The organism is Gemmatimonadaceae bacterium (assembly GCA_036496605.1).
In the GTDB taxonomy this organism is placed as follows: domain Bacteria; phylum Gemmatimonadota; class Gemmatimonadetes; order Gemmatimonadales; family Gemmatimonadaceae; genus AG2.
In genome coordinates, this window is record DASXKV010000041.1 from 1 (window position 1) to 10,656 (window position 10,656).

A 10,656-nucleotide genomic window follows, 5' to 3' on the forward strand; every position below is an offset into this window, starting at 1 on the left:
CGCCTACGCGGTGGAGCACCCGGAATCGCGCGGGCTCGGCACGACCGCCACGATCGCCGGTCTGCTCGGCGACACACTGTATCTCGCGCAGGTGGGCGACAGTCGCGCGTATCTCGTGCGCAAGGGCGTGGCGCTGCAGATCACGAAGGACCAGTCGCTCATGCAGCGACTGATCGAGGCTGGCGAGCTCACCCCGGAGGAGGCGGAGCGCAGCGAGCGTCGCAACATCATTCTCCAGGCCCTCGGCCCCGAGCCCTCGGTGAAGATCGATCTCACCTACCAGAAAGTGCGGAAGGGCGACACGCTGGTGTTGTGCACGGACGGTCTCTCGGGACTCGTCCGAAAGGATGAAATCGCGGAGATTCTCCAGGAGAGCAACGATGACTTGCTCACGGCGTGCAGGGAGCTCATCGATCGCGCTAACGAGAACGGCGGGCCGGACAACATCACCGTGATCGCGGCGCGATTCGATGGTTCGCGCCTCAATCCACCGGGGACGGCGGACGAAGTCGGGCATCGTGTGTTCCCGCTGCCGGAGACGGGTCAAACCGCGGCGGTCACCGCGGAGGCCGTCTCTTCCGAACCGCCGCTGCGGCGCCTAACGGATGTGCCTTCGCTGGACGTCGAACCGGAAGTCCTGGAGCCCGTGCTCGCGCCGCCGATGGATGCGTTAGGCAGCCGATCGACGCCGAGCGAGGCGTACGATTTCTCGACGGCGACGACGCCAGTCGCGGGGTCGCCGACGGTGTCGCCGACGCGTCGTCAGACGGGCATGCTCATCGCCGTCGCGTTACTCGTGGCCCTCGTCGCAACGGCCGTCTGGTTCGTCGTCCGGACGGCGGAGCGCGTTTCGCCGGCCGCCGACAGTGGCCGGAGCATAACAACGCAGCCTGCTCCGGCGCCGACGCCGAGGGGTTAAATGTCCATCGAGCTGCGCATCCTCACCGGGGCGCGCGGCGGACACCGCGAGCGCTTCGACAAGCGCGTGATCGCGCTGGGCCGCCACCTGGACTCGGATCTTCGCTTCGATCCGAACGACGATCTCGACGTCTCGGCGCGACACGCCGAGATCAGCGCCAATGCTACGAGTGGCTATCGAATTCGGGACGTCCAAAGTACAAACGGCACATTCGTGAACGGCCGCCGCATCAGTGGCGAGGAGCTACTGCAGAGCGGCGACGTGATATGGCTTGGCGCCGAGGGGCCGCACGTCGAGTTCCACCTCGTCGGCGCGCCTGCCCCTGCCGTCGGCCGCGATGGCGTCAAGGAGACAGTCGTTAGGCCGTCGAAGCAGCGCGTCTCGACGGGCGAGCGCGTGAAGGTAGCGGTGCGACGTGAGACCGCAGGTATGCGTCGCCTGCTCTTGTTCGCTGTCGTGCTCCTCGTTGGCGGCACGGGCGCGGCCTACTGGGTGGGGCACCGTGAATCGCGATCGCAGGTGACGGAGCTCATGCAGCTCCTCGCGCAAAGCGACTCGACCGCCGGCCGGCTGCAGATCCAGCTGCGCGCCATCGGCGACACGACGTTCGCGAGCGCCGTGCGCCAGCAGAATGCGGCGCTTGCGGAGCGCGTTCGGTCCGCGGGGCCGACCGCGTCGCCGACGCAAATCGATTCCTTGAAGGACGAGCTGCGCAGACAACAAGCGATCCAGCAAGGCGTCGCGTTGCTGGATCTTTCAAAGATCAGTATCAGCAACGATGCGGCGGTCGCCTTCCTCGTCTCCGAGCTCGATGGCAAGCCCTACGGCGGCACTGCGTTTGGCGTCACGACGAGCGGTCTGCTCGTCACGAACAAGCACAATGTCCGCTCCCCGGTCACCGGCCGCACAGCGACGCGCCTCGGAGTGAAGTACGCGAACACCGACATCCTGCTGCACGCACACGTCGTCGCGGTTGCGCCAGACTCGGACGTCGATCTCGCGCTCGTCCAGGTGGAGGAGCCCGGGCACTACGCCATTGTCGCAGGCGTTGCGCGTACGCTGGCCGATCTGCACGCCGGCTCGCCGGTGATCGCCATCGGCTTCCCGCACGCACTCGACGTGCCGATGGAGGGGAATTTTGTGAAGACGAGTCTCACGGCCGGTACGGTGAGCAAACTCTTACCCGATCTCCTGCAGATCGATGCGTACGCGAGCCATGGCTCGAGCGGCAGCCCGATCTTCGATGCGAATGGCTGGGTGATCGGCGTGGTCTTTGGGGGCGATCCGCAGAGTCAGGGTAGGCTCACGTACGCGGTGCCGGCGTCGAAGCTCGAGGGAATGTTGAAAGGGGAAGCGCGTGCCGTGCTTCGGCCGTAGGGGGCGTTGGGAACGGCTCGAGAAGGGCGGACTCACTACGCGGGCGTGTATTTACCCAGAATCCGAGCCCCTCGCGCTCCCGTTGCCCTCGGCACATTGCCGGTTCGCCTCGTGACATGGAGATAGGCGAGTAGCGCGAACGCGACCGATTCCTTCGCCTCACCGTCGAAGAACTCGTCCGCGAACGCTCGCACGCGGACCGGAGCGATGAGCGTCCCGATCATGCCGACCAGTGTGGGATTTCGTGCGCCGCCGCCGGAGATGAGGACTTCCGTAATTGGCTCGGGAAGAAATCGGCGATACGCGTCAGCGATGCTGCGCGCCGTGAGCGCGGTCGCGGTCGCGACGACGTCCTCGGTCTTCGCGTCGGGACGCGCCGCGCGGCATCGCTCGATGAGCGTTTGCACATAACGGGCATCGAAGAGCTCCGGGCCCGTCGACTTGGGCGGAGGACTCGCGAAGTAAGGCGCGGCGAGCAGCTCGGTTGCGACGTCGTCGATTGGAGTGCCCGCGGCAGCGAGCCGGCCGTCCACGTCATACGGAAGGCCGGGCACGAGCGAGCGAACGACGCGGTCGATCACACTCGCGCCCGGTCCCGTGTCGAAGGCACGCACACCGTCGAATGCGCCGTCAGGCGGAACGACGGTCACGTTGCCGATGCCGCCGATATTCTGGAGCGCGCGCCAGCCCGGACCGGAGAAGATCAACGCGTCCGCCATCGAGACGAGCGGCGCCCCATGACCGCCGGCGGCGACGTCGCGCACACGGAAGTCGCTCACGACGTCGATGCCCGTGCGCTCGGCGATCACCGCCGCCTCACCGAATTGCCACGTCGAGTGTTGCGGCTCGTGCCAGAGCGACTGGCCGTGGGAGCCGATCGCGCGCACTTCGTTGCGGGCGACGCCCGCGTCGGCGAGCACGCCGACGACTGCCTCCGCGAGCCAGCCGCCGAGGTCGAAATTGAGGCGACAGTATTCCTGTGCCGTGCCGGCGCTCAACGCTTTCCGGAGTCGCGCGTGTTGCTCTTCGCTGTAGGGCGTCACGCGAAAGGCGAGCAACGTCGCCCGGCGTTCGTCGCTTGGCTTTGCCGTGCCGAGATTATCGGCGAAGCGCACGACCGCCGCCGAGATGCCGTCGAGCGAAGTGCCACTCATGACTCCGACGTAAACGCGCCCCTCGCTGCCGATGCCTAACGAGCTCATTGCCGGTGTCTCACGGCCGCGTCGTCACCAACGGGGGGCGGCTCCCGGCCAATCGCGCGACGAATCAGGCCGCCGGTTTGCGCAAGCGCCTGGTCGGCGTCCTCGAGCGACGAGTCGAGGAAGTGCATAACGATTGCCGTCTTCACCGTGCCGCCGGCGCGCTCGAGCAACGCCCGCGCGTCCTCGCGCGAAAGGTCGCAGACTTCGGCGATGATGCGCTCGCTCCGATCCTCGAGCTTCTTGTTGGTCGCCCGCAGGTCGACCATGAGATTGCCGAACGTCTTGCCGAGCCGGATCATCGCGCCGGTGGTGATGGTATTGAGGACCAGTTTCGTTGCGGTGCCGGCCTTCATGCGCGTCGAGCCGGTGACGACCTCCTCGCCGGTGATCGGCAGAATGAGAATGTCGACCAGCTGCCTCGTCTCGTCAGGCGGCGGCGAGCAGGCGACGAGCGCTGTCCGCGCACCGAGCTCGCGCGCACGGACGAGCGCGCGCCGAACATACGGTGTCGTGCCCGAGGCAGCGATGCCGATGACGAAGTCGCCGCTGCGCACGCCGTGCGCGGTCAGGTCTTCGACGGCCGACTCGAGTCGATCCTCGGCTCCTTCCTGCGATCGCGTGAGGGCTTTCTGACCGCCGGCGATGATCCCCTGGACCATCTCCGGATCGGTGCCATATGTCGGGGGCATTTCCGATGCGTCGAGCACGCCGAGTCGGCCCGACGTGCCAGCGCCGACATAGAAGAGGCGTCCGCCGCCGCGAAATGTTGCTTCCGCGGCCTCGATGGCGTGGGCAATTGGCTCGCGCTGAGAGCGCACCGCGTCAGGGACGCGCGCGTCCTCGGCGGCAATCAGATCGACGATCTCGATTGGCGACGCGAGATCGATGTTGGCCGTGCGCGGATTGCGCTTTTCAGTGATGCGAGGGTCGACGATGCGTGGCGGCACGGAGGAAAGATAAGGGAGAGGTGTGAGGGGCTAGGGGCTAAGGCTAGGCGCTGGGGACTAGGGACTAGGGACTAGTGGTGCTGACGCTAACTTTCTCAACGATTGGATTCGGAGAGGCTGAACCGTGATTGCGATGAAACGAACTGTTGTTCTTGTCGCCGCGACGACGGCGCTCCTGGTCGCGTGTCGTACGGCGCAGACGCCGCCGCGTTCCGCGACCGACATCGGCTCACCGAGTCGCGCGCCGGATCTCGGTCCGGCGATGTACTCGGGCGACCGACGGCCAGCGATTTTCCCGTCGGCCTGGCCGTACAAAGCGGGGCGTCGCTCGGTGTTCGGCGCGCACGCGATGGTGGCGAGCGACGCACCGCTGGCTGGACAAGCCGGGATCGAGATCATGCGCGCAGGGGGAAACGCCGTGGATGCGGCCGTCGCCGTCGGCTTCGCCCTCGCCGTGGTTTATCCGGAGGCCGGTAACATCGGCGGTGGTGGATACATGGTGATCCACATGGTCGATGGGCGCGCCGCGGCGCTCGATTATCGAGAGATCGCGCCACTCGCGGCGAACAGGAACATGTATCTCGACGCGCAGGGCAATCTCACCGACAAGAGCATCATTGGGCCATTGGCGTCGGGCGTGCCTGGTGCCGTTGCAGGCCTAACGAGCGCACTGGCCAAGTACGGTACGATGCCGCTTGCCACGGTGATGGCACCGGCAATTCGTTATGCGGAGCAGGGGTTCATCGTCGACAGCGCGTTCAGCCGGTCGTTGTCGTCCAACGGCAGGCTGATCGGGCAGTTCGCGGGCCAGAGTGCCTTCCTGGTTGACGGGAATGCTGTCGCGCCGGGAACGCGGCTGCGTCAGCCGGTTCTCGCGCGAACACTTCACCGCATCGCCGAGCAGGGCGCGCCGGGATTCTATCAGGGTGCGACGGCGCAGGCGATCGCCGACGAGATGCGGCGCGACAGTGGCATCATCACGACCGAAGACCTCGCCCGGTACCACGCCGTGTGGCGCGATCCCGTTGTCTCCTCGTATCGGGGCTACAAACTCTTCACGATGCCGCCGTCGTCGTCGGGCGGGGTCACGATTACGGAAACGCTGAACATCCTCGAAGGCTACGACTCGTTGTCGCCCTTTGGCAGCGCGCGTTATGTACATCTCCTCGGCTCCGCCTATCAGCGCGCGTTCGTCGATCGAAACTCGCAGCTCGCCGATCCGGCGTTCTATCAGGTGCCGATCGCGAAGTTGACGGACAAGCAGTACGCCGCGAGGCTGCGCGATGGCATCCCGCCCATGCACGCGACGCCGACGGCGGAGGTCGAGCGCGACATGGCGGCGCTGCGTCCCGTCGAGCCGGTGAAATCGGGACACGAAGGCACGGAGACGACTCACTATTCGGTCGTCGATCAAGCGGGTAACGCGGTCGCGACGACGACGACGCTCAACGCGCTGTTCGGCTCCGGTGTATACGTCCGCGACGCGGGGTTCTTCCTCAACGACGAGATGGACGACTTCGCAGCACAGCCGGGCAAGCCGAACATGTTCGGCCTCGTTCAGGGCGAGGCGAATGCCATTCAGCCAGGGAAGCGCATGCTGAGCGCGATGTCACCGACGATCGTGCTCGATCGCGATGGCTCTCTGTTGCTGGTGGTCGGGAGCCGCGGTGGGCCACGCATCATCACGAGCACGTCGCAGGTAATTCTGAATGTGCTCGATCATCACATGATTCTGTCCGACGCGATGGCCGCGCCGCGCCTGCATCATCAAGCGCTCCCAGACACGTTGCGTGTCGAGCGCAATGGACTCGAGCCGGCGGTGATGGATTCGCTCAGAGCGATGGGCTACGCGGTGGGCTGGACCGGCGGCATCGGCCTCGTGAATGCGATCATGAAGGTAAAGGGCGGGTACGAGGGGATGAGCGATCCACGATCGTCGGGAGAGCCGGTGGCGTGGTAGCTGAGGGTTGGGGCAGAGGGTGCTTGTCATCCTTGAGGAGCGAAGCGACGAAGGATCTACTTTCACGACCCCGAAAGTAGATCCTTCGCTTCGCTCAGGATGACAAGCACCCTCAACCCTCTGCGCTCAACCCTCCGCCCTCGACCCTCTAGGTCGCAACGCGGACTTGTGTCGGCGAGTTGAGCTTCACGACCATCGTGCTCGTGTTGTTGATGCAGCCCTCGTAATTCGCCGTCGCGGCAGCCGTGGCGGCGCCTGCTGCTGCACCGACTGCACCGCCGATCACGGTCGACTTCGTGTTCTTGCCAAGGATCTGACCGGCGATCGCTCCGATACCGGCGCCGATCGCCACCTTCTGGGCATCCTTGCTCTTCGGCTCGTTGCGAACCCGCGTGATGTTCGCGCTCTGGACACTCGCGTCGAGCGGATAGGTCTTGCCGCCGAAGGTGACCGAATTCACCGCGAACTCCATGATGATCTGGTCGTTGGCGTTCTCGCTGCGCTTGAGGTTCGTCACCGTTAGGCTGACGGTCGAGCCAGCAGGAATCGTCGCGCCATTCGAGCCGGTGACGGCGTTCTGCGTCGTCGCGGTGATACGGTCGCCGACCTTGTTCGTGTTTGTGCAAATGTTCGCGGTCGGCGTCAACGAGAGCGTCGTGCCCGCGGCGATCGAACCGACGGCACCCCCGCTGTTCGATGCACCCGAGGCCGGATGCGTGACGGTGTTGCCGCTCGGCGTCGTGTGCGCCGTCTCGCGCGGCGTCTCACGCGGTGTCTCGCGCGACGGACGCGACGTCGATCGCGGGGTGGTTCGCGCCGGTGCGGAAGTCGCCGGCGGACTCGCCGGAACGTCCTTCAGTTGTGGCTGAGCGGTGCTGTCGCTCCCGGCCAGCGCCAGGTCACGACCCAACGCGGATGTGTCGCGATTGAGAGCACTCGCGGTGTCTTGTTTCCCGCTGTCAGCCTTGCATGCGCCGAGCAAAACCAGCGCGCCGAGCGCGAGCGGCGCCATATTGCGGCCGATATATTTCGCCATCGATCCCCCCTCCTGGTACGAGTGCGACCTAACGTCGACAAAAAGGTTTCCAACTGTCGCAAGAACAACGACTTAGTCCTAGCGTATCTGGCTCCGGAATTCAAGCGGTATGCCTTCACTGAAGGCTCTCGTTAGACTGCTCCCCTATTACCGCCCTTACCGGTCGAATGTTGCCATAGGGCTGGGGCTGGTAATTGTCTCGTCCGCTCTGGCGAGTGTGGTGCCTCTGTTTCTGAGGCGCGCGCTCGATGGAATACGCGCCGAGGTCGCGCTCCGTAACATCTGGCTGCTCGCGCTGGCGATGGTCGCGATCTCGCTCTTTGCCGGCGCGCTGCGCTATTGGATGCGTGATCTGCTCAATGGCGTGAGCCGGTGGATCGAGTACGATTTACGAAACGCGCTCTACGCCGCGCTCGAGCTGCTCGATCCATCGTACTATGCGCGCACGCGGACTGGCGACATCATGGCGCGCCTGACGAATGATCTGAGCGCCGTGCGCATGGCCGTTGGGCCGGCGATCATGTACCTCACCAATACCGTTGCCGGCGGAGCGTTCGCGCTCTTCTTCATGCTACGCATCGACGCGCGCCTAACGGCCATCGCCGTCCTGCCGATGTTGCTGCTCCCCGTCATCGGCATCTGGATGGGGAAGCGCATTCACGAACGATTCGAGGCTGTCCAGGAGCACTTCGGCGAGCTGACGATCCTCGCGCAGGAGAATCTCGCGGGCGTACGCGTCGTTAGGGCCTACCGCCAGGAAGCCGCCGAGATACGCCGTTTCGATGCGATGAACGAGGAGTATCTCGTCAAGAACATGGGTCTCGCGCGACTCTATGGCGCGATGCATCCCGCCTTCGTCCTCCTCGCCGGCGCCGGTATGGTCGCAGTGCTCTGGATCGGGGGCGCGTTGACGATTCGCGGTACCATCAGCGTCGGGTCCTTCGTCGCCTTCGGTCTCTATCTCGGAATGTTGACCTGGCCGCTCATAGCGCTCGGATGGGTAATCAACCTGTTCCAGCGTGGGGCCGCCTCGATGGCACGTCTTCTCGATATCCTCGACGCGCGCTCGATGCTCGTCGAGCCCGCAACGTCCCGATCGCTGGGACCGCGAGGCAAAGGCACCGGCCGAACGATCGAGTTCCGGAACGTCGGCTTCTACTACCCGGGCACCGAGGCCAGCCACCACGGCCAGCCCCGCTGGGTGCTGAGGCATGTGTCTTTCACGGCGCCGGCCGGCGCCACGATCGGTATAGTGGGCTCAACGGGCAGCGGCAAGAGTGCGTTGATGGATCTGGTACCACGCTTCCATGATCCGCAGGAAGGAGAGATACTCATCGACGGTGTTCCGATTCGTGAGCTGGACCTGGTGACTTTGCGCACGGAAATCGGATATGTACCACAAGAAAGTTTTCTCTTCAGCGAAACCATTGCGAGCAACCTTGCCTATGGTGCATCGTCAGCCGATGCAGGACGCTGGGCGGCGGATGTGGCGCAGTTAACTCAGACAATTGAACAATTTCCCGGCGGGTTCGATACCATGTTGGGAGAGAGGGGTATCAACCTATCCGGCGGCCAGAAGCAACGGGCTGCGCTCGCTCGTGCGCTCGCACGCCGGCCGGGGATCGTCCTCCTCGACGATGCCTTGTCGGCGGTCGATACGCACACCGAAGCCGAGATTCTGCACGCGCTTCGGACGACGTTGGCAGGACGCACGGCACTCATCGCATCGCATCGCATCAGCGCGATACGTGACGCGAGCTGGATTGTCGTGCTCGAAGGTGGAGAAATTGTCGAGCAAGGGCAGCACGAGGAACTGCTCGCTGCCGGCGGACGGTACTGGGCGCTCCTCAACAGGCAGCAACTCGAGGACGCAATCGAGGACGACGACGAGGAGATCGAGTTGGCGCAGCCTGTGGCGGACGGCGGATCGAATCAATGACGCGCGTGGAAGCGAAGACACATCCGCTGTCTTCGACCGCGGGGGGAACCGCGTCGATGGGTGACGAACGCCTCTCCGCGCTGGAGCAGCAGCTGCGTGCGGCGCTCGAGGAGGTCGCCGACCTCCGGGCTCGCGACCAGCTCAAGACGCAGTTCCTCGCCAACATCTCGCATGATCTCCGCACGCCGCTCACCGCGGTCATCACGCATGCGGAAATTCTGCGCGATGGACTTCTTGGTCCGCTGTCCGATCGTCAGATGGAGAGCATCAACGGTATCATCAGCGGCGGCCGCCAATTGCTGTCGCAAGTGGGTGAGATTCTCACGTACGCCAAAGGGGCCGCGAATCAACTCACACTGATACCGGCCAGCTTCTCGATCGCTGACGTGTTACAGCAGGTGTATTCGCTCAACGAGTCGCTGCTCGCGCGCAAGAAAATTCAGTTCGAGTTCGACGTCGATCCGAGTACGCCGGTGATCGTCGCCGACCGCGAGAAGGTGACACACATCGTCGGCAACTTGTTCGGTAACGCCATCGACTTCACGCCCGCCGGTGGCAGCGTATGGCTCAAGGCGCAGCAACGACGTCGCGCCGAGGTGATTGAATTGCTCGTCGAAGTCGGCGACACGGGCGTTGGCATCGCGCCCGAACATCACGATCTGATCTTCCGTGAATTTGCCCAGGTCGATGCGACGCCCTCGCGTCCCCATCATGGCACGGGACTTGGATTAACGATCGCGAGAAAGCTCGTGGAGCTACATGGTGGACAGATCTGGGTCGAGAGCACCGTTGGGACAGGGAGCCGATTCTTCTTCACGATCCCCTATTCGGGGTGATGAGCACGCTGCACACGTGCTCATCGTCGAAGACAACGACCTCGTGAGTGGCGCGCTGCGCGTCCTGTTCGAACAGACGGGACGGCGCGTCTCGATTGCCGCGACCGTCGCCGACGCGGTGTCCATCGCGAGCGCGGATCAACCCGATCTGATGCTGATCGACCTCACGCTGCCGGATGGCAACGGGCTCGCCATCCTCGAGCAATTGCGAGGCATCAACCGTTCTCCCCGAGTCGCGGTCGCGCTCACCGGACACGACGAGCCAGGGATCGCCGAGCGATGCGCGGAGCTGGGATGCGCCGACGTGCTCCTGAAGCCGGTGCCGACTCGCGAGCTCCTGAAGCGAGCGGAGGCGTGGCTCGCCTAACGCGGCAGAGGATTGAGGGTCGAGGGTTGAGGACGGAGGGTAAAGAGCTGAGGGTAGAGGGGAGAGCGTGCTC

General features: G+C 64.7%; 9 protein-coding genes. 6 read left to right on the top strand and 3 right to left on the bottom strand.

Annotated elements, in window-relative coordinates; genetic code table 11:
- Both VGH98_16255 and VGH98_16260 read left to right on the top strand, forming a co-directional pair.
- Positions 1–919, top strand: a 919-nt coding sequence (locus tag VGH98_16255; protein HEY2377533.1) for a hypothetical protein, incomplete at its 5' end; no start/stop codon positions are given.
- Positions 920–2,296 carry a trypsin-like peptidase domain-containing protein gene (locus tag VGH98_16260; GenBank protein HEY2377534.1) on the top strand — a complete coding sequence of 459 codons (1,377 nt, stop codon included), beginning with the start codon at positions 920–922 and terminating at the stop codon, positions 2,294–2,296. It abuts the gene before it with no gap.
- Positions 2,297–2,331: 35 nt separating this feature from the next.
- Here VGH98_16260 and VGH98_16265 read toward each other — a convergent pair whose 3' ends face one another.
- Positions 2,332–3,498, bottom strand: a complete 1,167-nt coding sequence (locus VGH98_16265; GenBank protein ID HEY2377535.1) for an anhydro-N-acetylmuramic acid kinase — start codon at positions 3,496–3,498, stop codon at positions 2,332–2,334.
- On the bottom strand, positions 3,495–4,445 hold the full coding sequence (gene murQ, locus VGH98_16270) for an N-acetylmuramic acid 6-phosphate etherase (protein ID HEY2377536.1): 951 nt from the start codon (positions 4,443–4,445) through the stop codon (positions 3,495–3,497). Before murQ ends, VGH98_16265 begins: the two co-directional genes overlap by 4 nt.
- 133 nt (positions 4,446–4,578) lie before the next feature.
- On the opposite strand from murQ, the gene ggt reads away from it, so the two are divergent.
- On the top strand, positions 4,579–6,405 hold the full coding sequence (gene ggt, locus VGH98_16275) for a gamma-glutamyltransferase (protein HEY2377537.1): 1,827 nt from the start codon (positions 4,579–4,581) through the stop codon (positions 6,403–6,405).
- Between the two features lie 148 nt (positions 6,406–6,553).
- On the opposite strand, the gene VGH98_16280 is transcribed toward ggt, so the two are convergent.
- Positions 6,554–7,441 carry a hypothetical protein gene (locus VGH98_16280; GenBank protein HEY2377538.1) on the bottom strand — a complete coding sequence of 296 codons (888 nt, stop codon included), beginning with the start codon at positions 7,439–7,441 and terminating at the stop codon, positions 6,554–6,556.
- Between the two features lie 109 nt (positions 7,442–7,550).
- On the opposite strand from VGH98_16280, the gene VGH98_16285 reads away from it, so the two are divergent.
- The 3 genes from VGH98_16285 to VGH98_16295 are packed head-to-tail and all read left to right on the top strand — an operon-like array spanning position 7,551 to position 10,583.
- On the top strand, positions 7,551–9,380 hold the full coding sequence (locus tag VGH98_16285) for an ABC transporter ATP-binding protein (protein ID HEY2377539.1): 1,830 nt from the start codon (positions 7,551–7,553) through the stop codon (positions 9,378–9,380).
- Positions 9,377–10,216 carry a HAMP domain-containing sensor histidine kinase gene (locus tag VGH98_16290; GenBank protein ID HEY2377540.1) on the top strand — a complete coding sequence of 280 codons (840 nt, stop codon included), beginning with the start codon at positions 9,377–9,379 and terminating at the stop codon, positions 10,214–10,216. The genes VGH98_16285 and VGH98_16290 overlap by 4 nt, the downstream gene beginning before the upstream one ends.
- A 16-nt stretch (positions 10,217–10,232) precedes the next feature.
- Positions 10,233–10,583: a response regulator gene (locus VGH98_16295; GenBank protein ID HEY2377541.1), complete on the top strand. Its 351-nt coding sequence runs from the start codon at positions 10,233–10,235 to the stop codon at positions 10,581–10,583.
- The last annotated feature ends 73 nt before the right edge of the window (positions 10,584–10,656 follow it).